Here is a 25,742-nt window from a genome sequence, read left to right as displayed (position 1 = left end):
CACTTTCTAGTCTGATACAGGCATATAAAAGAGTTTTAAAAATTCTTCGTAAACAAAATTTTCAACGTCATTTGTCCTAGCTTTATAGGGACGACAGAACCAAATGTTAAAAGGAATAAAGTCTCTAAATCTGACAACTTTAAAGCGTTCATGATCCAGCAAATTCTCAATGGGGGCTGGCAAAATACTGATAATGTCTGTTCCGTAGGTCGATTCTACTAGATAATCCCAACTAGAAGATAGGTGAACGAGTTTTGCAGTTATTTTTTCTTTTTTCAACTTTTCCTCTATCAAACCATAGGTCGTAAAAGATTTGATGAAGGTACCTAATTGGTAGGCTTCTAAGTCCTTCCATTCCATTAACTCTTTATTGGCCAAAGGATGATTTTTATCCATAAAAGCAACGTATTCGTCCATCTGAATAATATGCTGTTCGTACTTCTTCGTATCTAGGCTAGTCGGCTCAATCAACAAGGCATAATTTAATTCTTCTGCCAATAATTTTTGACGAAGATCTACCCCACCGCTTTCAATAATTTGAATATCAATATGAGGATGTTTCAACAGGAAGTTGGGCAGGATGTTAGAAAAATAAAAGCGAAGAATCAGTGAGGGCAGTCCCAAGCGAATCGTCCCTTTTTGTTTAGCAGATTCACTTTGGATAGCATTTTGCATTTCCTCGTATTTACTAACAATCTCTGTCGAGTATCGATAAATACGCTCTCCTGCTTCTGTTAATCCATCCAATCGTCCATTCTTGCGATGGAAGAGTTGGATACTTTCATTTTCTTCAAAATTTTTAACAAATTGACTGAGTGCAGATTGGCTAATATGAATTTTTTTAGCTGCCAAGGAAAGATTACAGCTACACTCGACAATATTGATAAAGTAATACATTTGAATAATATCCATACTTGCTGCTTCTCTTCTCCTTTCCTTACTTTCTCCACCCCATCTAGTATAGCATAGCTTCTTTTTATTATAACTAGTTAGAGATTGTAAGTTTTTATTGACAAGTATAGGGAACCTAAGATTCAGCTCCCTACACTTATTTAAATCGGCATTGTTTTCACATCGTCTGCTACTATGACATCACCTTCGGTTTTTTCAAGAACTTCTTCAACGGTTACACCTGGAGCTACTTCACGCAAAAGATATTTACCATCTTGGAAATCAAATACTGCCAATTCAGTAATGACACGAGAAACTACACCCTTAGCAGATAATGGAAGTGAACATTCTTTCAATACTTTAGAATTTCCATTTTTATCAACATGTTGAATCGCAGCAATGACACGTTTAGCACCAACAAGGAGGTCCATTGCTCCACCCATACCAGGAGCGAATTTCCCTGGAATCAACCAGTTTGCAATACTGGCATCTTGGCTAACTTCAAGTGCACCTAAAACTGTCGCATCAACATGACCACCACGAATAATCGCGAAGGATGTTTGGATATCAAAGGTTGCTGCACCAGGAAGCAACGTAATCGGTGCTCCACCAGAGTTTGCTAAGTTTGGATCGTAGTTTTCTTCAGTTGGTGTTTCACCAAAACGAAGTGCTCCATTTTCTGCCTGTAGAATGACATTCACACCCTCAGGAATAAAATCTGCTGAGTAGTTTGGGATGCCAAATCCAAGGTTTACCACATCTCCATCACGGAATTCAAGCGCTACACGGCGTGCAATAACTTCTTTTGCATTCATCTTCTTACCTCACTGCTAATTTCTTTGTTTCAGTCCATAGGCTCCCCATCATTTTATGATGTTCTTCTCTAGAAATACCTTGAACAACATAGTCAACTAAGATACCAGGAATGTAGATATCATCCGGTGCGATATCACCTACTTCTACAATTTCATTGGTTTCTACAATGACGATATCTGCAGCAAGTGCCAATTGGCGTGAGATATTGCGCGTTGTACCATCGATATAAAGGTTTCCGTATTTGTCAGCCTTGGTTGCCTTGATCAATGCTACATTCAATTTGAGTGGGTCGTAGATGAGGTATTCACGACCATTGCGAGTGATTTTTTCTTGTGTTTCTTCAAGAATTGTCCCAACTCCCGTTGGTGTCAATACAGCTCCAAGACCAGCACCTGCGGCATGCAGACGCTCTACAACAGTTCCCATTGGAGTAAATTCAACTTCCATAAATTCTTCAAAGTAAGCACGTTGCGCTGCTGCAGAAGTCCCTACGTGAGCTGCAATATATTTCTTAACTTGGTAGTTTTCACAAAGGCGACCAACACCAATTTCTTTACCAGGGTGAGCCGTTACCACTGATACAAGTGTTAAATCTTTCGTATCTTGCTTCACTAACTCATCGATAAGACCAAAGGGCTCTCCTACTCCTAAGAAACCAGAAATACCAACGACGTCTCCTTGTTTTACCAAACCAATGGCTTCTTGAACATCAACAATTTTCACCATATCACTTCTCTCCTATTTCCGTTTAAATACTGCTTTACGTTTTTCTACAAAAGCACCCATACCTTCTACCTTATCTTCTGTTGAGAAGAGGAGCGATTCTGCTTCTGTTTCCAAACGGATAGCATTTTGAAGAGGAAGATCAATGCCTACATTGATAACATGTTTGGCTTTTTCCACTGCCAATGGAGCATTTTTCATGATGCTACGTGCCAAGTTTTCAGCTTCTTCAAGAAGATTTTCAGCTGGAACCAAACGATTGAGAATGCCCAATGCAACTGCTTCTTCTGCTTTGACATGGCGGGCGGTGAAAATCAATTCTTTTGCTTTGCTGGTTCCAATAAGGCGTGGCATGCGTTGTGTACCTGCAAAACCAGGAATGATACCCAAGCCTACTTCAGGGAAACCAAGCAATGTTTTTTCATGACCAAGACGGATATCTGTCGATAGCGCTAATTCCATGCCCCCACCAAGTGCATAGCCATTTACCGCTGCAATAGTTGGTTGACGAAGTTGCTCTAACTTAGAAAAAACGTCGTTTGCATAGGTCATGTACTCAAAAGCTTCTGTTGGAGTCATCTTATCCATCTCTTTGATGTCAGCACCTGCAACAAATGCTTTTTCTCCAGATCCAGTAACGATGACAACACGAATATCATCGTTTCCTTTAATGTCATCCAGAACCTTATCCAAGTCTGATAGTACTTGTGAACTAAGTGCGTTTAACGCTTCTGGACGATTAATTGTGATGTAACCAATTTGCTCCTTTACTTCTAGCAAGACAGTGTTACTCATAGTGTGTTCTCCTATTTTGAATTTCTAGTTAAGGTGTTTAGCGTCAACAAATACACCTTACTTCTTCAAAATGTAAAACGCTTACAATGTTATTGTAACAGCTACACAACCTTTCGTCTACTTAAGATAAATTAATATAGCTATAAGCTCAGATTATAGGTTTTGTTTAATCAATAAAAAACGCTGCAAGAAAGCTTAAACTTGCAACGTTTGGTGAATTAAAATGAAGGAAAATGGGAAATCTATTAGGATTTCTTAAGCTTTTTTATAAAGTAAAGTTGGAGAACCATACCAACTACTGCCATTGCAATGACAATAAAGAATGCAAAAGTATAGTCCCCGTTGTTTGCTGCTTTGATGTTGGTACCTAATTGTGGTCCAAATAGAGCTGCAACACCATAAGCAGTAAACATCCAACCATAGTTAGAACCTGCATTCTGAACACCCCAGTTCTCTGCTGTAATTCCTGGGAAGGCACCTAGGAAGCCACCAAAGGAGAGGGCAACCATCATCACACCGATAACCCCAAAAATGGAGCCCAGTGTCTGGTTAGAAGCTAATAAGAATAATCCTCCTGCCACTACGATAAACATGGCAACAACGGTGTAATACCGTCCAATCTTATCTGAGACAGCTCCCCAGAAAATACGTCCAAAGGTATTGGCAAGACCCACTAACATGACAACGACTACTGGATCTGCAAGTGAATAAGTTTTGGCAATATCACTTGCTGTACCGATAATCATCATTCCACCAGTAGCACCAAGAGTATAGATGAGCCATAGCAACCAGAAGTTTCCTTCCCTTAGCATCTCTTTATAAGTTTTACCAGTTGGAACTACTTGATCAGCCGCTACCTTAGGAGCTGGTGCTTTTTTCATCACAAGTGAAGCACCGCAGATAACAATGAGTAAAATAGCGCCTAAGATGTTAAAGGTGCGATAAACTCCAACTGAAGCAATCAAACTCTTAATAATGGGTGATAAGATAATAGGACCAGAACCAAAGCCAGCTGCTGTCAGACCACCAGCCAAGCCTTTCTTATCCGGGAACCATTTGACCGCTACCGAAGTTGCAGCACCGTAAGCTGAACCAATTCCCAAACCAAGAAGGACCCCGTAAGTGAGATAAAGCATTGGAATACTGCTGGCAAAACCAGTTAAGAACAGTCCAAGACCAAAGAGGATGCCACCTAAAAATACAAACTTCTTAGGTCCTTGAGCATCAACTTTTGGACCAAAGATAATCATCCCAATAGGAACCATCGCAAAGGAAATACTAAAGGCTAAGGATGTTTGAGATAATTCCCAGCCTCTACTGGCATTGGTTTCAAGCAAGGCTGCTTGGAACACTGACCATGCATAACCTGTTCCTAAGGAGAGGTTTGTTAAGATAGCAGCTGCTAAAATCAGCCAACGATTTGGTTGTTTCGTCATCGCCACTTCCTCCTTTTACCGTTCAACGATTACAGCAGTCCCCATACCACCACCAATACAGAGAGTTGCCAAACCACGTTTTGCATCACGTTTTTGCATTTCATGAAGCAAAGTTACAAAGATACGAGCACCAGATGCACCGATTGGGTGTCCAAGGGCAATCGCACCACCGTTTACGTTTACAATGTCTGTGTTCAAACCAAGTTCTTGGTTGACTGCACAAGCTTGAGCTGCGAAAGCTTCGTTAGACTCTATCAAATCAAGGTCACTAACTTTCAAATCTGCTTTTTCCAATGCTTTACGAGTAGCATAGATTGGGCCACATCCCATGTATTCTGGTTCCAAACCTGCACTTGCATATGATGTGATAGTAGCAAGAATTTCAAGGCCTAGTTCTTCTGCTTTTTCACGAGAAGTCACGACAACTGCTGCTGCCCCATCATTGATACCTGAAGCGTTACCAGCTGTTACAGTACCGTCTTTCTTGAAGGCAGTACGCAACTTAGCCATTCCTTCTAATGATGCATTTTCGCGTGGGTATTCATCCGTATCAAATACCAATGGGTCTCCCTTGCGTTGTGGTACAAGAACAGGAACAATTTCCTCTTTAAATCGACCAGCTTTGATTGCTGCAACAGCCTTACGTTGTGAATGTACAGCAAAAGTATCTTGTTGCTCACGAGTGATATTATATTTCTCGGCAACATTTTCTGCAGTGATTCCCATGTGATAGTTATCAAATGCATCGACCAAACCATCACGTAGCAATGTATCAACGACCTTGCTGTCACCCATACGAGAGCCCCAACGTTGTTGTTGCAATACATATGGCGCTTGACTCATATTTTCTGTACCACCTGCTACGATGATGTCGGCATCACCAAGCAAGATAGCTTGTGTAGCCAATTGGATAGTTTTCAAACCTGAACCGCATACTTTATTGATGGTAAACGCTGGACTAGAAATCGGGATTCCAGCCTTTACGCTGACTTGACGTGCTATATTTTGTCCAAGACCACCGCTCAAGACATTTCCTAAAATAACTTCATCTACTTGTTCTGGTTTTAAGCCAGCACGCTCAATGGCACCTTTTACAACTGTTACACCTAAATCTACAGCTGATACATCTTTCAATGAACCACCAAATGTTCCAATCGGCGTACGAACTGCCGAAACAATAACTGCTTCTCTCATTCTTTTCCTCTTTCTGTCTATTTTATATTTTAGTATTTAAAGAAACCTTCGCCTGTCTTACGGCCAAGTTTACCAGCCTCAACCATTTTCTTAAGGAGTGGCGCTGGACGATATTTTGGATCGTTGAAACCATTGTTTAGTACATTCATAATAGCTAAGACAACATCAAGACCAATTAAATCGCCAAGTGCCAATGGGCCAATTGGGTGGTTAGCACCTAATTTCATTGCTTCATCAATTTCTTCAGCCTCTGCAACTCCATCACCCAATACAAAGATTGCTTCATTAATCATTGGAACCAAGATACGGTTTACGACAAAACCGTAAGAATCCGCTACGCGAACTGCAGTTTTATTGATTTGACCAGCCAATTCTTCCATCAATCTAACTGTTTCATCTGATGTTTGAATGGCTTTGATAATTTCAACCAGCTGCATCACTGGTGCAGGGTTGAAGAAATGCAGTCCCACCACCTTATCAGGACGATCTGTTGCGGCTGCGATGTCTGTGATAGAAAGTGATGAAGTATTGGAAGCAAGAATTGTTTTTTCGCCTGTGATTTCATCCAATTGCTTGAAGATGCTGAGTTTGATGTCGCGATTTTCAGTCGCTGCTTCAACAACCAACTCAACTTCTTTTGCATCTGTATAATCTACTGAAGGGATAATGCGTTCAAAAATTTCTTCTGCTTGTTCTTGTGTTAAACGTTCACGAGCTACTGAACGAGCCAATTGTTTTTGAATGCCTTTTAGGCCACGTTTCACGAACTCTTCGTTAATATCATTGAGATATACTGTGAAGCCTGATTGTGCAAATACTTGAGCAATTCCGCTTCCCATTTGACCTGAACCGATAATCATTACTTTTGAAATTGTCATTTTTCTTTCCTCGTCTATTTCTTTTCAAGAAGAAAGGAACAGTCGAATGGCACCGGCCTTTCAACCATTCCTCTAAGTCCCTTTTTATACAAATGCACCGATACCAGTTAATTCGCGCGCAACAAGCATGGCATTGATTTCGTGAGTGCCTTCGTAAGTGTAGATTGCTTCAGCATCTGTGAAGAAGCGTGCCACCTCTGTTTCAAGGGTAATACCATTACCGCCACATACTTCACGAGCAAGGGCAACTGTTTCTCTCATACGAAGTGAGTTGTGCAATTTCGCAAGAGATGAGTTAAGCATTACTTCATGACCTTCTTCTTGCAATTCACCGATACGAACGCTGTAAGCAATCGCTGCTACTACATTGGCTTGCATGCGAGCTAATTTTTCTTGTACCAATTGGAAACCTGCCAACTTGCGACCAAATTGCTCACGAGTTGTTGTCAAACGAAGTGCTGCATTATAAGCACCTGCTGCTGTTCCCATAGCGATATAGGCAACATCTGCACGAGTACGAACGAAGATTTTCGCAACATCACCGTAGCCATTGATGTGTTCGAGTCGGTCAGTTTCTGCTACCTCAACATCTTTCAATGTAATGTGTCCGTTGTTAACAAGGCGAAGCGCGATTTTATGTGGTACATTTTCAACTGAAAGACCTTCGCTACCTTTTTTAACCATGAAACATTTAATTTTCTTAGTTTCTACATCACGAGCAAAGACTGGAATGAAATCAGCAGTTTTAGCGCCACCAATCCAACGTTTTTCACCGTTCAAGATCCATTTATCACCACGACGTTCAGCAGTTGTTGCCAATCCACCAGCGATATCTGAACCATGGTCAGGTTCTGTCAATGCAAAACATGTTTGTGCTTGGAAAGTACGAACAGGAACACCGAAACGTTCTCTTTGTTCGTCATTGCCACCGATAAGGATAGTATTGTAGCCCAAACCACCATGTACTGTGTAGAAAGTTGCTACTGATGGATCAAAACGTGCTAATTCAAGGTAAAGAAAAGTGTTGTAAATTTCACGTGGCTTCCATTGTCCTTCGCGACCAACGAATAAATCTGGATGATCCATGATACGAGCTGCTGCAAAGGCACCAAGGATTTCTTCACGAGGTAGAAGCGCTTTTTCATAACTTTCAATGAGAACTGGACGAATACATTTTTCCATTTCCTCACGAAGGTGTTTCAAAACTTTCAACTCCCCTTCAGTTAGCTTTTCAGCATAACCAAACAAATCCTCTGGGAACAATTCACGGGCTAATTCTTTAACTGACATAGTTAAAACTCCTTTTTGTATTATGTATTTTTCCGTGTAAAGCGTTTACATTTTGTTGACATATTCATCTTAATATGAAACGCTTACAAAGTCTACTTAAGAAAAATTAATAAAGCTATAAGATGAAATTATACATAATCAAAAAGCCTAGTTTAACAGTTTTTTGAACAACATTCTCCTTAAAAAACAGTTTATTTTTGCTTATAGGATATGCTATATTTTCTAATAGTATACAAAAAAGATTGAAGTACTTGCTCCAATCTTTTGTTTTTTTACAGGATATTTACATCTTACCTTTATCTTGTTTTTCCAATATAGTCAATCATTTCCTGAATGACTTCCAGATGATCAGCAGTTAGGATATAAGCTGAATTCCCTTGTAGTTCAGCAAAGGCATCCGGCATACGCTTAATGGTTTTGATATTATCAGCATAACGTTGTTTTATTTCATCTTCTGAATGAACATAGTTTGTCTTATCTCTGCGAGTGGCAACCAAGCAGTATTGTGGAGCAAAAGGTCGATCTGCTACTTCTTGTCCAGTAACAATATTAGCATAGTCACGGAAAAGGTCAATCGAATGAGCATAGTTATAAGCTTCAACAGTAAAACCACCTGCTATACGATTATTGTATTCAATAGCGATATAGTCACTACCGTCCTTGAAAAACTCAATATGGAAGAATCGCTCCTTCATACCAAAGGCCTTAATGATAGCTCGACCATATTCAGCTAATTTAGGATCTAGTTCCTTTTCGATATAGTAAGCATTGTCCTTATTAGATAATAATAATTCTAAAGGAGCATGAGCATAGACCAAACTAGTTTCAAATACTACTTCTCCTTTGCTGTCAATCAGACCATCGTAGGTTACAATCTCCTGTAAATCAATGAATTTTTCAAAGAAATAAGTTGTTTGCCCATCCCAAGCTTCTTTGAAAGCATCGACATCAGCTTTTTTAGTCAGCTTGAAGGTACCAGCAGCACCAACCCCATTATCAGGCTTAGCGATAATAGGAAATCCAATCTTTTTAAGAGCTTTTTCAATGTCTTTATCTTTCTTCACTAGCATGCCCGGTGCAACTGGGACACCTACTTTCGTAAAGAATTTCTTCATCTCAGACTTGTGCTTAGTTCTTTTAAGTTGTTTTGGTTTAACACCAAAGATATTAAATTGCTCACGGAGTGCGGCATCTGACTCCAGCCAATGTTCATTATGGGATTCCACACGATCTATCGGACCGTGTTTATAGATGAGAAAGGCAGCTGCTCGCTTAACTTCATCGAGATTTTCTAGATTTTCCACACGAAAATACTCGGTCAAGGCACTGCGTAACTCTTCTGGTAGCTGATCATAAGGTTCTTGTCCAATGCCTAGAACTGTCACATCTTCTTTTTTAGACAATTCAACAGTAAAAGGTTGGAAATTTTCAGGATAAAAAGGTGAAATAACGAGATAATTCATAGCTTATTCCTTTCTTATAGATTCATTTGGGCTAGGAAATAAGGCATTTGCTGGCGCCACCAAACCCAGTCATGGGCCACATCACCACCCCACTCATCAAACCAAGCAGGGATTTGTTTGTCTTCACAAGCATGTTTGAGATTGTAGAAGCTTGGTAGACCATCTTGCTCCCAGTCGCCTAGACCAGTACACACAATGATTTCTGCCTGACGATAGCGATCAATAAACCAACCATCATTCTGATTCCAGATATAATCTGCTGGAGAATTTTGATAGACAACATCATCTTGACCGTAGTCCTGGTTGTTGTTGAAAAAACGAGCATCGTAAATACCAGAGAGAGCAACCACTTTAGTAAAAACATCTGGATGTTGAAGGAAAAAATTAACCGCATGATAGGCTCCCATAGAACAACCTGTCGTCATCATACCATCAAACCAATTCGTCTTATGCTTGATAAAGGGAATCGCTTCTTCAATCACATAGCGTTCATACGCACGGTGAGCTTCTGCCTTATCATGGATCGATTTCCATTCGGCCAGCCAGCTTTCCTGATCGTAGCTGGTTAAAGTGAAAAACTGAACTCTCCCGGTGTCAATAAATTCTCTACAAGCCTCAATCATACCAAAATCAGCGTATTCACTGTAAGATCCTCCTGATGAGGCAAAGACAACTACAGGAATCCCTGCATGTCCGTAACGATTGAGCTGCATTTCACGGCCAAGATTTCCTGACCAATGGCTTAAAAATTCTACGTGCATCTTTCTCTTCTCCTTACCATTTTTCACTTAAAAATCTTAGACAATCTGGTAAATGGCTTGCCCAAGCTTCTTCATTGTGCTGGGCGCCCGATGTAATCTCTAGTAGCAAATTATCCAGGGAAACTCCTGCCACTATCAACTGGCGATAATAGGATAGGGAGGAGTCAATATAGGCCTGCTTGATATTTCCTGCCATTAGCGTTTTATCTGTATCATCCGCTTCTTCTGTACCAACATAGATATAGACTCTTTGTTCCGGATTTATATCTTGACGAGCGATATAGCGATTGAAGGCTTCTTGATGTAACCAGTTAGCCGATGAAAACACACCTAGACAACCAATTTTATCCTGATAAGTCAAGCCCATGAACTGAGTAATATTACCGCCCAAGGAAGAACCAATCATGCCTGTATGAGCTTTATCGGACTTGGTACGGTATTCCTTATCAATGAAAGGCTTAACGACTTCCATAACAAACTCCGCATATAAGGTCCCCTTACCACCAAATTGGATGCCTGGAATGCCCATTTCATTGTATTTCCAAGCAGCATACTCATGCATGCGCTCCAAGCCATCATTATCAATAGCTACAATAATCATTTTGGGAATATCTGGATTGCGCTTAATAGCTGGAATGATTTTCCAAGAATGTCCTGAAAAAGACTCCTTGCTGTATAGAACATTTTGTCCATCATGAAAATAGACAACAGGATAACTACTATCTTCGTCCTCCTCATAGCCTTTAGGCAAGAGGACACGGACACGACGCATCTGATTAGTATAAGGAACGAGGAGTTCATGGGTTCGCATTTCTAGATAAAAATATGATTTATTCATAATTACTTCCTATTATTTTTCTACTGGCTATTATACCTTATTTTTCAGAAAATTTCTACAATAATATTTTTAAAAAAAGAAAAGCCGAACAAAACGGCTTTCTATACTGTTAGGTAAGCTTCTAAATCCGCTAAAGCACGCTGAGCAATCGCTTCATAACGTGCCTTCTTATCACGGATACGTGGGCCTTCTAGTTCCTGAATAATCCCAAAATTGACATTCATCGGTTGGAAATGTTTACTTTCCGTATGCGTGATATAATACGGTAAGCTTCCTATAGCTGTAGTACGCGGAAAGACAACTGCTTCTTCTCCTTTAAAGAGACGAGCGGCATTGATCCCTGCTACTAAGCCAGCTGCCGCTGATTCGACATACCCTTCCACACCAGTCATTTGACCAGCAAAGAAGAGCTGTGGATTGCTGCGAGATTGGAATGTCTGCGTTAAAAGATTTGGCGAATCCATGTAGGAGTTGCGGTGCATCACACCATAGCGGACAAACTCAGCATTTTCAAGTCCTGGAATCATCTGGAAAACACGCTTTTGCTCACCCCATTTCAGGTGAGTTTGGAAACCAACTATGTTGTAGAGACTGCCAGCAGCATTATCTTGACGGAGCTGTACAACAGCATAAGGTGTTTTAAAATCGCCATCACGAGGACCGATATAGTCTTCTGGATATTCTAAACCAACTGGCTTCATGGGACCGTAGAGCATGGTTTTTATACCACGTTTAGCCATCACTTCGATAGGCATACAACCTTCAAAATATTTTTCTTTCTCAAATGAATTAAGAGGTGCTTCTTCTGCTGTTGTCAAAGCTTCATGGAAGTTCATGAATTCTTCTTTAGTCATGGGACAGTTGAGGTAGGCTGCTTCACCTTTGTCATAACGAGATTTGAGATAAACCTTATCCATGTTGATAGTTGATTTATCGATGATAGGTGCTGCTGCATCATAAAAATAAAAGCCTTCGCCACCATTGAGTGCATGAATCTTTTCAGCTAAAGTATCCGATGTCAAAGGACCAGTTGCAATAACAGTGATGGCATCGTCAGGAATATCTGTTATCTCCCCACGAATTATCTCAATAAGGGGATGATTGTGAAGCTCAGCAGTTACAGCTTCTGAGTAACCTTCACGATCTACTGCCATGGCACCACCCGCAGGAACGCGGTGAGCTTCTCCATTTCGCAAAATAATAGAGTCTAAACGACGCATTTCTTCCTTGAGAAGACCAACCGCATTGGTCAAGCTATCGCCACGGAAAGAATTGGAACATACCAACTCTGCAAAGTTGTCTGTTTTGTGCTGAGGGGTCGACTTGACTCCTCGCATCTCGTACAGTTTTACTGGAATACCACGCTTGGCTATTTGGTAAGCAGCTTCAGAACCAGCCAAACCAGCACCAATAACATTGATATAGTTTGCTTTAGATTGAGACAATACACGAATACCTCTTTGTTGATAAAATACCAACACAAATCTTTCTTCTATATTTACTGACCTATTATATCAAAAAAAGCCCCGACTGTGATACGTGAGGCCTTGTTTATTTTATTATTTTTTCATAGCTACTTGCAACAATTTAAGTGCCTCTTTTCTTGCCCGTAAATAAACTTTGATACTGGAACTTTTTAAGCGCTTGGAAAGAGCACTGGGAGTAAGGTTCAGATACTGGGATAAAGTCTGTTGCTCAAATTGTTCCTCATAGATACCTAGTTGTAATAGGGCATTGAGAAGGGTTAATTGACTCTCTCGCCAGCTAGCCTTTATGGCCTCACTCGCTGCCAATAAGCTATTAACTACTACTTCTATTGCCTTATCCTCCATACGGACCGCTAGCTGAGTGTTGCCATAATCGTTTTTCTGATGGATATAATTGATGGCTTCTCTAGCATACCAGTAGCTAGAACCATCTGCTCCCAGACTGATTTCCGGATCAATATCCGTCACAATCTCTCCCAAGCCAATTCCAAAGCGCAGAGAAACACCTTCCATGGATCGATTGATATCATCAATAATATGAAAAACAGGTGCATCAGGCAACAGTAATCCCTGAAATTCATCTCCTAGTGTAATAGAAAATTTAGAAGCTAGATTCATTTGATAGGTTATATTGACTTGGGTTAGGCAGTTCTTGAGTTGTTGCTGAAATTCAGAACGATTTGGGAGATCCTTGGAATCAATCATATCGCCGATAAGAGCTATGTAGAGCATAACATCACCTCTTTTCTAAGTCCATTATAACAGACATTTTCATAAAAGTCTATTATAATGGAAATAATCAGTTTTTCCCTTTATAATAGAAAAAATAAGTTTACATAAAATAAACTATGTAAACTTATCTGTATTATTTTACTTTTTCTTCTTCATAGTCGCCATTTGGACAGATAACTTGCTTCCCACCACCACGGACCTTCTTCTCAACTAGATAATGGCCACATTTAGGGCAAGAACGACCAACTGGCTTATCCCAAGAAGTAAATTCGCAAGCTGGATAACGATCACAGCCAAAGAAGATGCGATTACGTTTGCTCTTACGCTCAATGACTTGACCTTCGTTACAAAGCGGACAAGTTACACCGATAGATTTGACGATTTGCTTTGTATTCCGACAATCAGGGAAGTTAGAACAGGCGTAAAATTTACCATATTTGCCGAGTTTTATCACCATTGGGCTACCACAAACATCACAGTCAAATCCTGCTGGCTCATCCTTGATTTGAATCTTTTCCATTTCTGTCTCAGCTTTAGCCAATTCGACCTTAAAAGGTTGGTAGAAACTATCAATAACTTTCTGCCACTGCTCCTTACCGATTTCGACATCATCCAGCTTTTGTTCCATTTCAGCAGTGAATGTAACATTGACAATATCTGGGAAAAACTCTGAAATAAGTTTATTGACAATCTCACCCAGCTCAGTTGGCTCAAAGCGTTTAGATGACAATTTCACGTAATATCGTTTCTGGATTGTTTCGATCGTTGGTGCATAAGTGGATGGGCGACCGACACCGTTTTCTTCTAATGTTTTGATTAGAGTTGCCTCAGAGTATCGAGCTGGAGGCTGAGTAAAATGCTGTTCTGGGTTAGATATGGCGCGTGTAACGATATCTCCCTCTTCCATATCTGGTAGCATTTTATTTTTATCAGAATCATTGTAAACAGCCATATAGCCGTCAAATTTGACCTGACTACCGTTAGCTGTAAAGATGACTCCATTTTGTCCCAAACGAACGTTCATAGTGTCAAAAATAGCAGCTGTCATCTGGCTGGCCACAAAGCGATTCCAGATGAGGGTGTAGAGCTTCATCTGATCCTTGTCTAAGTATTTTGCGATAGACTCAGGTGTATGATGAACATTAGATGGTCGGATAGCCTCGTGCGCATCTTGGGCACCTGAAGTATTTTTTATACGGCTACCATGTTTGGAATATTTTTCACCAAATCGATTAGTGATAAATTCTGCAGCCTGAGCTTGAGCTACTGGGCTAATACGAGTAGAATCGGTACGCATATAAGTAATCAAACCCTGCGTACCACCAGTTCCCAAATTCACACCTTCATAGAGTTGCTGGGCTACCATCATGGTCTTGCGTGTGCGGAAATTAAGCTTATTGGCTGCATCCATCTGCATAGTAGAGGTCGTATAAGGCATTGGTGCATTGCGCTTACGCTCCTTGCGCTCTACTTGATTCACATTAAAGTCATCACTCTTAATACGGGCCAGAACTTCCTTAACCTGGTCATTATTTTCCAATTTGACCTTTTTGTCATCTAGACCATAAAAGCTAGCTTGAAATTTCTTGTTACCTTTTTTAAATGTGGAATCAATAGTCCAATATTCTTCTGGTTTAAAGTGATTGATTTCATTTTCACGGTCAATAATGAGTTTGAGAGCGACGGATTGTACACGACCTGCTGACAAACCTTTTTTGACTTTTTTCCAGAGAATTGGTGAAATAGAATAGCCTACAATCCTATCTAGGACACGCCTAGCTTGCTGAGCATTGACTAGGTCTTGGTTAATGGTCCGCGGCTCTTTAAAAGCATTTTTTACTGCTTCTTTAGTGATTTCGTTAAAGACAACACGATTGGTATCTGCTTCATCCAGGTTGAGAATATGAGCCAAATGCCAGGAAATAGCTTCTCCCTCTCGGTCAGGGTCACTAGCAAGATAGACTTTTTTCGCGTTTTTCGCTTCTTTTTTCAAAGAATTGATTAAATCACCCTTACCACGAATATTGATATACTGTGGTTCATAATCATTTTCAAAGTCAATGGACATGGTGGATTTTTTCAAATCACGAATGTGCCCGACAGAGGCTACTACCTTGTAGTTTCGACCAAGATACTTTTCAATAGTCTTGGCTTTTGCTGGAGACTCCACGATGACTAGATTCTTCTGACTAGCTGATTTTTTTGTAGCTGTTTTCTTTTTGCTTGTTTTTGTAGCCATTTATATCCCTTTTCATAGATTAACTTCACAAAGGATATACTATTTTCAAGGTTGTGTCAAGGATTTTCTTTTTCCTATAGGAAAACCCGTTTTATTTTTGATACTCTGAAAGGATGTCAAAGCCTGATATAACACACTTTGCACCTTCTTGAATTAAATGATGACAACCATCTGATTTTCCATCAATAATGGAACCTGGTACAGCGAAAATGTCTCGTCCTTCTTCCAAAGCTCGTTCACAGGTAATCAGACTACCCGAACGCATTTTTGCTTCTGCTACTAACACACCCCTAGATAAACCAGCAATAATTCGATTTCGTTCTGGGAAATGGTATTTTAAAGGAGGTTCATCAGGACCATATTCAGATAAGAGCAGGTGATTTTTAGCAATGTAGGATTGGAGTTTTCGATTTTCTTTTGGATAGAAATGATTCAGTCCTGTACCAATAACAGCAATCGTTTTGCCACCATTTTTGAGACTTGCAATATGAGCGGATGTATCAATACCTCGTGCGAGACCACTGACAATGACAAAGCGATTGTCTAACTCATTTATCAACTTTTGAATAGAATGGGTACCCGTTTTGCTAGCATTACGTGTGCCAACTACTGCTAACTTTGGAAACTTTAGCAGTTCTAGATTGCCTTGGTAAAATAAGAGTGTCGGTGGATTGTATATTTCTTTGAGATCCAAGGGATAAATCTTATCAAGAATAGAAAAGGATGGAAAACGATTAAACTCTTCACGACACGCCTTGACATCTAGTGATTTATACTGTTCCATAAAAAAAGTAGGGTTGCTTGTTTCGGATGCAACTGCGATATTTCGCAAGCTGAGTGACTTTCCTGTTTGTTTACGATAAGCTAGAACCTTATTCACTTGTAGATTGGTCAGACCAGCTTTTTTTAGTTTAAAAATTTCAAAATTATTCATTTTTCTCACCTCATCTCTTTAATACGAAAAAAGAAACACTCCAAAGACTGTTTCTGCTGGTATTTTGTATAATTTATCTAAGACATATTGTTTTTTATAGCCTGATTGACTCTTTGCATCAACAATTGAAAAAAGTGACATAGGTTTATATCACCAATCTGAGCATAGCTATTCCCCTGCTGATGACTTTTTACTTATAAATGAAGCTGATAGCTAAAAGAATGAAATAAACTACAGATATGAGACCTAGACTCCAAAAGTGTTGGGTTCGGCTCATCACCAAGTAACCTACAAATTCTCTAATAAAAGCATTCAAACTAAAATAAAACTTAGTTTTAGCGCCATATCCTATGCATTTGATACCGGACTTTCTGGCCAATAACAAGGCTCTAAACACATGATAATAATTAGTAACAAGTGCAAAACGACTATCTGGTTTCATCAAGGCATAAGAATACTTCAAATTTTCTTCAGTATTCGTAGCCTTGTTTTCCATGATGATATCATTTTCTTCCACACCTTGGTCAATGGCATAACGACGCATGGCCTCGGCTTCAGAGATGATTTCATCGGCGCCCTGTCCGCCAGACATAATCAACTTACTGCCAGGATGCTTTTTATAAATCGAGATTCCTTTATCAATACGAGAAGCCAAGAGGGGAGTTACTTTTTCTCCATTGAGGCCTGCTCCTAACACAACAATATAATCTAGTTTCCCTGGAAAGAGATTGACTAAATTGATAAAGCTAGAAGTGGTATATAGCATACTAACCAATATAGCATAGGAAATGAGCAAACCTATGTAAAGAAATAAATCGTTCCAAAATGAATCTTCTGGTATATACTGAGTAACAGATGGTGCAATGAAGAGATAGATTGTCAGAGCAAGGGCTAAGCCAAGCGATAGAAAATTATGGAATCGAACTCCTTCTCTTCGTAAAACACGAAAACCATTGACATAAAGCATCACGATAAAGATGAGTGGACCAAACATAAAACCTAAAATGATACTGACCCCTAGCATGATGAGGAGGAAGCTCAAGATATCATTTCTGTACAATATTCCAGTCGATAAGATGAATGCTCCTGACCAGATAAAAAGATTTAATAAAAAAAGGGATAAAAAGATGCTTCTGCGCTCCAAGAAGTAGAATAAAAGGAAGATTACCAAAGAAATCAAAAAAGCGTAAATAAAAGCAGGCACTATTTCAAACTCCTTTCAAACATTGATTTTATTGGTTCAAAAGATTTTCTATGAATGGGACTGATACCTATTTTTTCAATACCTAACAAGTGTTGCTTAGTCCCGTAACCTGCATTTGCTGAAAATCCATAACCCGGGAAAAGCTGGTCATAATCTGTCATCATCTTATCTCGAGTCACCTTGGCCACGATGGAGGCTGCTGCAATAGAGAGAGAGTTAGCATCCCCCTTAATGATAGACTGTTGAGGGATAGCAATATCCAGTTTCATGGCATCAATGAGTAGATAATCAGGCTGACTGATTTGTCCCTTTAGGTTCTCAATAGCCTGTAGCATACCAATTTTAGTAGCCTCATAGATATTGACCTGATCAATAAGTTCATTGTCTACAATGCCGATACCAACTGCCAACGATTGTTCGAGGACTTCCTGATAGATAGCCTTGTGTTTAGATTTTGGAATCTTTTTAGAGTCGTTGAGGTGCTTGATTTTACAGTTTTGGGGTAAAATGACACAAGCTGCCACAACAGGACCTGCTAAAGGACCTCTTCCTACCTCATCGATTCCCGCAACAGCTTGAAAGCCTTGTGCGTATACTTCTTTCTCATATCGGAGCATGGTTTCAAGACGTTTATTTTCGGCTTCTTCTGCCTGAATAGCTTTTTTACGCTGTATAATAGCTCTTTGGACACCACTTCTACTGTCAGTCTCAAAATCAGTCCAACGTGGATCGGTCAAAGTGACTAATTCAGACAATTGCTCCTTTATTTCCTTAACTGTCACCATCGATTTCCACCCTATCTAGTGTATACAAGCCTAATTTACCATCACGAACATCCTTGACAAAGAGATTGTAAAAACGATCATAATCATCACGAAATCCCAATTGTTGCGTCAAGGACATAATGATTTCAGGAGCTTCTTGAGTCAAGTCAATACCCTTGTAGCGCTTCTCCAATCGTTCAGGATAGTATTGTTTAAAATAATTAATTCCAAAAATAGTCACTTCATCCATCGGTAAAAGTTGATCCTTGATAGCACCTGTCAAAGCTAACTTGAGACCGACCTCCTGATCTTCAAATTTTGGCCACAAGATTCCTGGAGTATCTAATATTTCCAAATCCTTATTCGTTTTTAGCCACTGCTGCCCCTTTGTGACACCAGGCTTATTGCCAACGACAGCAATTTTTTTCCCAGCTAGACGGTTCATGAGAGTAGATTTTCCAGCATTCGGAATGCCAATAATCATGGTGCGCAATGTTTCTTTTTGGATACCACGTTCACGAAGGTGCTTTAGCTTATCTCTCATTAGACTTTTAGCCGCCTCGGTCACCTTTTTTACTGTTGAGGGTTCCTTGGAGTTGATAGAGAGAGTTTTAATACCCTGATCTTCAAAATAGGTACGCCACTGCTTGAGAAGTACAGGATCAGCCAAATCTGCCTTGTTTAGAACCAATAATTTAGGTTTTTCACCAACAATCTTTGTCAGCATAGGATTTTGACTAGATAGTGGCAGACGAGCATCAACCAAAATGGTCACAAAATCAACAAACCTCAGATTTTCTTGCACTTGACGGCGTGCTTTAGACATATGACCTGGAAACCATTGAATAGTAGCCATATCTATCTCCTTTCTTTTTTCATTGAAAAAAGCCGTTAGAACGGCTTAAACCTCTTTTCATTATAGCAAAATTACTCATTTTTGTCATTTTTCATTCAGGAAAGACTAATCAAAAATCTCTTTTAAAATACTGACAGCTAGATGGATTTCTTCTTTTGTTAGGGTTATTGGTGGCAACAGTCTAATGACATTCATACCAGCCGTGAGTACAATCAGACCTTTCTCACGCGCTTTCTCAACTAGTTTTATCAAATCTCCAGTCGTTTCAATGCCGAGCATATAGCCCAGTCCACGAATCTCGACAACAGAATTCTTGTTAGCAAGGGCTTTTTTCAGTTCTTCAAGTAAGATACGACTATGTTTTTGCACGATGTCCAAAAAACCATTTTTCTTCATGATAGCAATACTGACAGATGCTGCTGCCATAGCTAATTTATTTCCGCCAAAGGTAGAGCCGTGACTTCCATAGTTAAAAGCTATTCCTAAGTGAGATTTTCCCAGCATAGCACCAGCAGGCACACCATTGGCCAAACCTTTTGCCAATGTCACGATATCGGGGACAATTCCATAATGCTCAAAAGCATAGAATTGACCAGTTCTCCCCATTCCTGTCTGTACTTCATCCACAATCAACAAGATGCCACGTTCTCGACAATAAGTCGCCAGTTTCCTTACAAACGATGGCTCTGCAGGAAGTACGCCTGATTCTCCCTGCACTAACTCTAGCATGACCGCAGCTGTTTCTTGCGTCACCAGTTCTTTTACACTATTGAAATTATTGTAGATAGCATAGTTGAAATGAGGGAGTAAGTCACCAAAACCTTCCTTAATTTTATCCTGACCCGTTGCCGACATCGAACCAAAAGTTCGACCATGGAAAGAATTGACAAAAGCAATGATTTCCTGCTTACCTGTCGCCTTACGAGCCAATTTGATAGCTGCCTCGTTTGCTTCTGTTCCACTGTTACAGAAAAAAGCCAAGTAATCGTAGTCACCAATCAACTTATCCGCTACTTCTTCCTGTAAACTATTTTGATAAAGATTAGGCGTATGCCAGATTTCCCCTACCTGTCGCTCTAAAGCGTTCTTGACCTCGGCATGGAAACCAAGATTGGTCACACCGATTCCTGAAGAAAAGTCTAAATACTTCTTCCCTTGACTATCTATCAAATAGGAACCCTTAGCTTTGACAAACTCGATGTCCGAGCGCTTGTAGTTTTGAAATAACTTACTCATCCTTACTCCTCAATAATGGTACCACTGTTCAAATTGTTCCCAATCACAACCTGACCTACTCCCGCTAAAACAGTCTGAGCTGCAGCTTCTATCTTGGGAATCATACCACTAGAAATGACTCCAAGATCAATTTTTTCCTGTACGTCTCCCACTTTTAACCGAGGTAGAACTTGCTGGTTTTCCAGAACACCTGGCACATCTGTCAGCAAAATCAGTCTATCTACCCTAAGGGCAATGGCCACAGCTGTGGCTAGGTAATCGGCATTAATATTTAATTCCTCATATGATTTGCTGTACCCCAAAGAAGCTAGGATAGGAATAAAATCATCGTCTAAGATTGAAGCTAGTATGTCTGTATTTATCTGACTGACTTGTCCTACATAGCCATAAATTTCCTTATCTAAATATTCAGCTTCAATGACTTTTGGAAGGTTAGCCTTAAGCTGGATGCAGTCCAAACCTACCTGCAAACATTTTCGACTGATCTCCAAACCTACCTGCTCTAGTAGAGCATGGTGAACCAAGGGCATGTCGGACTGACTAGTCACACGGAGCCCATTGATTTTCTTTACAGGAACTTCTTTATCCTTCATCAGTTTAGTGATAGCAAAACCACCACCATGAACAATGATAAGACGATGTCCATCCTCCTTCCAAAATTTCAGTTGATTTAAAAATTCCGGACTTAATTGCTGACTAGCAACACCACCAATTTTAATCACAATCGTTTGAGACATAAGTAATCCTCTCTTTTTACATCATCATGAATAGATATCAGGTTCGATACAGTGCATTGATTTTGACATAGTCATAAGACAAATCACAGCCCCAAGCCTGACCAGATGCATTTCCGCTATGCAAATCTACCGTGATAACTATCTGCTTTTTCTGCATTATATCTACCATTTCTCCCTCATCAAAGGAAACGGGCTTAGAAGCCAACATGACAGGGAGTTTCCCTAGTTTAATATCAATATTCTCCACTGGTACTTCAACTCCTGCATAGCCAACTGCAGCCAAAATCCGTCCCCAATTAGGATCTTCGCCAAAAATAGCTGTTTTGACGAGACTGGAGCCAACCACTGACTTGGCCATCATGCGGGCAGCTTCTGTATTTGGTGCATTGACCACATTGACTTCTATCAACTTTGTCGCACCTTCGCCATCACTGGCAATTTTTTTGGCTAAGTCCTGCATCACAAAATGGAGCATAGTAGAGAATTTTTCAAAATCAGGCGTATCTGGTAAAATTTCTTGATTAAGTGCATAGCCATTTGACAAGACTAGTACCATATCATTGGTAGATGTATCCCCATCTACAGTAATTTGGTTAAACGTCTTCTCCACATTTTGAGACAAGGCTAACTGTAGCGTTTCACTTGAAATGGTAGCATCACATGTGATAAAGGCCAACATCGTCGCCATATTAGGATGAATCATGCCTGAACCCTTAGCTACTCCAGCCATGGTCACTGTCGCATGCCCAAACATTTCAGTTACAGCTACAGTTTTAATACCTGTATCTGTCGTCAATATAGCCTGAGAAAAAGAATCTGCATTACCATTTACAACTAGCTTGGAGAGACCGTTTTTGAGAACTTTCATAGACAAAAATTCACCAATGACACCTGTAGAAGCAACACCAACCATCTCCTGTTTAATACCCAACTTCTCTGCTGTCCATTTTTGCATGGTAGAGGCATCGTCTAAACCTTGCTGACCTGTACAAGAATTTGCACACCCTGAATTGGCTACAATAGCCTGCATCTTACCTGCTTTAGCGACAGCATCTTTAGTAACAACAAGAGGAGCTGCAATAATTTTATTAGTTGTGTAAACTCCAGCTACACTTGCAGGTACTTCGGACACTACCCAACCAAGGTCAACTTTTTTCTTTTTAAAACCTGCATGTAGGCCATCAGCTGAAAAGCCAAGTGGACTGGCGATATTTCCATAGATTACTTTCATCTGCTACATCTCCATTCTATAAATAATGAGGAGTCATACAAAAACCCTCTGTTTCTTTCAAGCCCATCATGAGATTGAGGTTTTGGACTGCCTGACCTGCAGCACCCTTGATCAAATTATCAATAACAGCAATCACTGTCACTATTTTAGTCACTGAATTATAGGCAAAACCAATATCTGTGTAGTTAGAGCCAATCACATTGTGTAACTCTGGTAACTCTTGGTGTATGCGAACAAAAGCTTTCTTGGCATAGGTTTGAGCAAAGGCTATTTCCAACTCACTAGTCTCTACCCCCTCCTTAACCTTAGCATAACAAGTCGCCATAATGCCGCGATTAACAGGTAAAAGTGAGGTAGAAAATTGGATATAATCGAGACTGCTATCAAATAACTTCAACTGCTGAACAATTTCTGGGATATGCTGGTGACGATTGAGTTTGTATGTTACATAGTTATCATGAATATTGACAAAATGGCTTGACTCGCACAGAGCCTTACCAGCACCAGTCAGCCCAGATTTAGCATCTACGATAATAGAATTAGGCTCAATAAAATGATTCTGCAAAAGCGGCGCCAAGGCTAGACAGGTCGCAGTAGCATAGCAACCTGGATTTGCAATAAACTTTTTACCTTTGACACTTGTAAATTCTGCTAAACTATAAATAAATTGATCAAGGATTTCTGGTCTTGCCGCGGATTGCCCATACCATTTTTCGTAGCTAGTGGCTGGTAGACGATGGTCTCCAGATAAGTCAATAATCGGGAAGTTAGCTTCTACAAAGATATGGCTAGTATTCTTAGCAATACCACTCGGTGTCGCAAAGAAAACTAAATCAGATTTCTTCATGATGGCTAATGGATCAAATGCTTCAATTTCTAAATCACAAATACCGAGTAAATAAGGATAAAGGTCCGATAATTTTTCACCAATATTCTTGGTTGCATGAATAGAAATCAAGTCAATAGATGCATGATGATGCAAAATACGAACCAATTCTAAGCCGCTATAGCCCGTAACTCCTACAATTGAAACCTTCATTTTATCCACCTCTTTGTATAAATATACAGAACATTCTATAAAGTTCTGGATGAAATGTCAAGAAAAAACCAAAAAAAATAAAAAAATATACGTTTTCATACATATATTTCGAATATAAATACAAGAGAACCTTTACTCATAGACTCAAGAAAGAAGGCAAAAGCTAGCAGGGTAAATCTGCTAGCTTGTTTGTTTTAAAACAACTCCTTATAAAAACTAATCGTTTCTTCAAGTGTTGGCATGAATGGGTTACCTGGTGCGCAGGCGTCAATCAGGGCATTCTTAGACAGGTATTCAAAGTCGAAGTCTTCTTCCTTAATGTCCAGCTCTGTCAGTTTCTTAGGAATACCGACTTTAGCTGATAATTCTTCGATTTGGGCGATGGCGTAGTCTGCACATTCTTCATCTGATTTACCTGCCACATCCATACCTAGAGCCTTAGCGACATCGCGGAAGGCAGCTGGTACACGTTTGGCATTTTCCCGCTCGATGATTGGTAAAATCATAGCACAGCAGACACCATGCGGAAGATCATAAACAGCACCCAGCTGGTGAGCCATGGAATGGACATATCCCAAACCAGCATTATTGAAGCTCATACCACCAAGGAAGATAGCATGCACCATGGCTTCACGAGCTTCGATGTCCTGTCCATTCTCAACTGCACGTGGTAGGTATTCTTTGATAAGCTCGATTGCCCCCATAGATAATTTTTTAGTAACTCCATAGGCACCAGGAGTTACCAAGGCTTCAATAGCATGTGTCAAAGCATCCATGCCTGTTGCAGCAGTAAGAGCTGCTGGCTTAGAAAGCATAAGCTCAGGGTCATTGACAGACATGACAGCCAAGCTATTCTTATCTACCATAACCATTTTTACCTTGCGATCTTCGTCTGTAATCACATAGTTGATGGTAATTTCAGCTGAAGTTCCAGCTGTTGTATTGATAGCTACAACTGGCAGACCTTTTTTCTCAGACTTGTGCAGTCCTTCATAGTCCTGTGGCTTGCCACCGTTTGTCGCCATAATGGAAATACAGCTAGCCGCATCCTGAGGTGAGCCCCCACCAACTGAGATGATGAAATCACAGTCATTTTCCTGTAGGACAGCAAGCCCATCATAGACATTTTTGCAGGTTGGGTTTGGATCGACATGACTAAAGACCACGTAATCAATACCTGCCTCATCGAGTGGCTTTGTGACTTTAGATAGAATATCGCTATTACGGATAAAATCATCCGTCACAAGTAAGGCCTTCTTGTAATTCAAGTCCTTGACATAACCACCGATTTCATTGACACAGCCGCGACCAATCAAGTTGACGGCTGGAACGTAAAATGTTGCCATAGACAACCTCCTTTATAATTTTTTTATATTATTATATTGTTTCTTCATCTTATTTTACCATGATTTAAGAGTAGAAACAATAGAAAAATAGATTTTTTTGTGTATTTCTTAACAAAGTATAGCCTTTTTTCTGATTGACAAGAAAGTGATGATTACATGATTTGCTCAAAGGTAAAGAAACCTAAAAATACGAAATCAGTAATTCTAGACTCTAGGTTTATACTATTTTTTAGTTGCTCTAAAATGTTACATTATAACGGAAAGTTATAGTTCCATAGTTTTTCTTAATATAATGATAGACCGATTTCTCTAACACATCTGCATCGCCACCTCTAAAAGACATAAAAAACACCCACACAGTAATTTGTGAGGGTGTCCGTTAGGAGATTTCAACTGAAATACTTCCTTTTTTATCACCTTAACATTGACGAAAAGGCTTTAATAATCGGCTTTCAGCCTAAAATAATTAATAACTGATTATTTAAGAGTTACGCTAGCGCCAGCTTCTTCAAGTTTAGCTTTGATTTCTTCAGCTTCTGCTGCTGCAACACCTTCTTTAAGGATAGATGGTGCACCGTCAACAAGAGCTTTAGCTTCTTTAAGGCCTTCGCCTGTGATTTCACGTACCACTTTGATAACGCCAACTTTTTTGTCGCCAGCAGCAGTCAATTCGATATCGAATGAATCTTTAGCAGCACCTGCATCTGCAGCACCTGCAGCAGCTACAGCTACAGGAGCTGCCGCAGTTACACCAAATTCTTCTTCGATAGCTTTTACAAGATCGTTAAGCTCAAGGATTGTAGCTTCTTTAATTTCAGCAATAATGTTTTCAATGTTCAATGCCATTGTTAT

At 39.9% G+C, this 25,742-nt stretch carries 24 protein-coding genes; all 24 read right to left on the bottom strand.

Annotation, left to right across the window (positions count from 1 at the left end):
• Positions 1-6: 6 nt before the first annotated feature.
• Positions 7-912 carry a LysR family transcriptional regulator gene (locus F602_RS0107455; protein WP_018167345.1) on the bottom strand — a complete coding sequence of 302 codons (906 nt, stop codon included), beginning with the start codon at positions 910-912 and terminating at the stop codon, positions 7-9.
• 140 nt (positions 913-1,052) lie between these two features.
• Entirely contained in the window at positions 1,053-1,706 is a 654-nt protein-coding gene (locus F602_RS0107450; RefSeq protein ID WP_018167344.1) for a 3-oxoacid CoA-transferase subunit B, read from the bottom strand.
• 4 nt (positions 1,707-1,710) lie between these two features.
• On the bottom strand, positions 1,711-2,433 hold the full coding sequence (locus tag F602_RS0107445) for a CoA transferase subunit A (protein WP_018167343.1): 723 nt from the start codon (positions 2,431-2,433) through the stop codon (positions 1,711-1,713).
• 12 nt (positions 2,434-2,445) lie between these two features.
• Positions 2,446-3,225, bottom strand: a complete 780-nt coding sequence (locus tag F602_RS0107440; RefSeq protein ID WP_018167342.1) for an enoyl-CoA hydratase-related protein — start codon at positions 3,223-3,225, stop codon at positions 2,446-2,448.
• 245 nt (positions 3,226-3,470) lie between these two features.
• Entirely contained in the window at positions 3,471-4,661 is a 1,191-nt protein-coding gene (locus F602_RS0107435; protein ID WP_018167341.1) for an L-lactate MFS transporter, read from the bottom strand.
• 15 nt (positions 4,662-4,676) lie between these two features.
• A complete protein-coding gene (locus F602_RS0107430; protein WP_018167340.1) occupies positions 4,677-5,855 on the bottom strand; it encodes an acetyl-CoA C-acetyltransferase in 1,179 nt (392 codons plus the stop codon).
• A 29-nt stretch (positions 5,856-5,884) separates the two neighbouring features.
• Entirely contained in the window at positions 5,885-6,733 is an 849-nt protein-coding gene (locus F602_RS0107425) for a 3-hydroxybutyryl-CoA dehydrogenase (RefSeq protein ID WP_018167339.1), read from the bottom strand.
• A gap of 84 nt (positions 6,734-6,817) precedes the next feature.
• On the bottom strand, positions 6,818-8,023 hold the full coding sequence (gene fadE, locus F602_RS0107420) for an acyl-CoA dehydrogenase FadE (protein WP_018167338.1): 1,206 nt from the start codon (positions 8,021-8,023) through the stop codon (positions 6,818-6,820).
• Between the two features lie 296 nt (positions 8,024-8,319).
• Complete coding sequence (locus tag F602_RS0107415; protein ID WP_018167337.1) at positions 8,320-9,486, bottom strand: ATP-grasp domain-containing protein; 1,167 nt, start codon at positions 9,484-9,486, stop codon at positions 8,320-8,322.
• A gap of 14 nt (positions 9,487-9,500) precedes the next feature.
• Positions 9,501-10,247, bottom strand: a complete 747-nt coding sequence (locus F602_RS0107410) for an esterase family protein (protein WP_018167336.1) — start codon at positions 10,245-10,247, stop codon at positions 9,501-9,503.
• A gap of 13 nt (positions 10,248-10,260) precedes the next feature.
• A complete protein-coding gene (locus F602_RS0107405) occupies positions 10,261-11,085 on the bottom strand; it encodes an alpha/beta hydrolase (RefSeq protein ID WP_018167335.1) in 825 nt (274 codons plus the stop codon).
• A gap of 101 nt (positions 11,086-11,186) precedes the next feature.
• A complete protein-coding gene (trmFO, locus tag F602_RS0107400; RefSeq protein WP_026183362.1) occupies positions 11,187-12,530 on the bottom strand; it encodes a methylenetetrahydrofolate--tRNA-(uracil(54)-C(5))-methyltransferase (FADH(2)-oxidizing) TrmFO in 1,344 nt (447 codons plus the stop codon).
• 114 nt (positions 12,531-12,644) lie between these two features.
• Positions 12,645-13,304 (bottom strand): SatD family protein, encoded by a 660-nt coding sequence (locus tag F602_RS0107395; RefSeq protein WP_018167333.1) that lies wholly within the window; start codon positions 13,302-13,304, stop codon positions 12,645-12,647.
• 133 nt (positions 13,305-13,437) lie between these two features.
• Complete coding sequence (topA, locus tag F602_RS0107390) at positions 13,438-15,543, bottom strand: type I DNA topoisomerase (protein WP_018167332.1); 2,106 nt, start codon at positions 15,541-15,543, stop codon at positions 13,438-13,440.
• 91 nt (positions 15,544-15,634) lie between these two features.
• Complete coding sequence (gene dprA / locus F602_RS0107385) at positions 15,635-16,477, bottom strand: DNA-processing protein DprA (RefSeq protein WP_018167331.1); 843 nt, start codon at positions 16,475-16,477, stop codon at positions 15,635-15,637.
• 190 nt (positions 16,478-16,667) lie between these two features.
• Entirely contained in the window at positions 16,668-17,681 is a 1,014-nt protein-coding gene (locus tag F602_RS0107380) for a YdcF family protein (protein ID WP_018167330.1), read from the bottom strand.
• Positions 17,681-18,466, bottom strand: a complete 786-nt coding sequence (locus F602_RS0107375) for a ribonuclease HII (protein ID WP_018167329.1) — start codon at positions 18,464-18,466, stop codon at positions 17,681-17,683. The genes F602_RS0107380 and F602_RS0107375 overlap by 1 nt, the downstream gene beginning before the upstream one ends.
• Positions 18,453-19,301 (bottom strand): ribosome biogenesis GTPase YlqF, encoded by an 849-nt coding sequence (gene ylqF, locus F602_RS0107370; protein ID WP_018167328.1) that lies wholly within the window; start codon positions 19,299-19,301, stop codon positions 18,453-18,455. Before ylqF ends, F602_RS0107375 begins: the two co-directional genes overlap by 14 nt.
• Before the next feature lie 105 nt (positions 19,302-19,406).
• Positions 19,407-20,537 (bottom strand): acetylornithine transaminase, encoded by a 1,131-nt coding sequence (locus tag F602_RS0107365; RefSeq protein WP_018167327.1) that lies wholly within the window; start codon positions 20,535-20,537, stop codon positions 19,407-19,409.
• Positions 20,538-20,539: 2 nt separating this feature from the next.
• A complete protein-coding gene (gene argB / locus F602_RS0107360) occupies positions 20,540-21,274 on the bottom strand; it encodes an acetylglutamate kinase (protein ID WP_018167326.1) in 735 nt (244 codons plus the stop codon).
• 37 nt (positions 21,275-21,311) lie between these two features.
• Complete coding sequence (argJ, locus tag F602_RS0107355) at positions 21,312-22,505, bottom strand: bifunctional glutamate N-acetyltransferase/amino-acid acetyltransferase ArgJ (protein ID WP_018167325.1); 1,194 nt, start codon at positions 22,503-22,505, stop codon at positions 21,312-21,314.
• Positions 22,506-22,521: 16 nt separating this feature from the next.
• Complete coding sequence (gene argC / locus F602_RS0107350) at positions 22,522-23,544, bottom strand: N-acetyl-gamma-glutamyl-phosphate reductase (RefSeq protein WP_018167324.1); 1,023 nt, start codon at positions 23,542-23,544, stop codon at positions 22,522-22,524.
• A 194-nt stretch (positions 23,545-23,738) separates the two neighbouring features.
• Positions 23,739-24,890: an iron-containing alcohol dehydrogenase gene (locus F602_RS0107345; RefSeq protein WP_018167323.1), complete on the bottom strand. Its 1,152-nt coding sequence runs from the start codon at positions 24,888-24,890 to the stop codon at positions 23,739-23,741.
• A 477-nt stretch (positions 24,891-25,367) separates the two neighbouring features.
• Complete coding sequence (gene rplL, locus F602_RS0107340) at positions 25,368-25,736, bottom strand: 50S ribosomal protein L7/L12 (RefSeq protein WP_018167322.1); 369 nt, start codon at positions 25,734-25,736, stop codon at positions 25,368-25,370.
• Between the last annotated feature and the right edge of the window lie 6 nt (positions 25,737-25,742).

Source organism: Streptococcus minor DSM 17118 (assembly GCF_000377005.1).
In the GTDB taxonomy this organism is placed as follows: domain Bacteria; phylum Bacillota; class Bacilli; order Lactobacillales; family Streptococcaceae; genus Streptococcus; species Streptococcus minor.
Note: the sequence above shows the minus strand (reverse complement) of the source record. Positions and strands in the feature narration are given on the sequence as shown.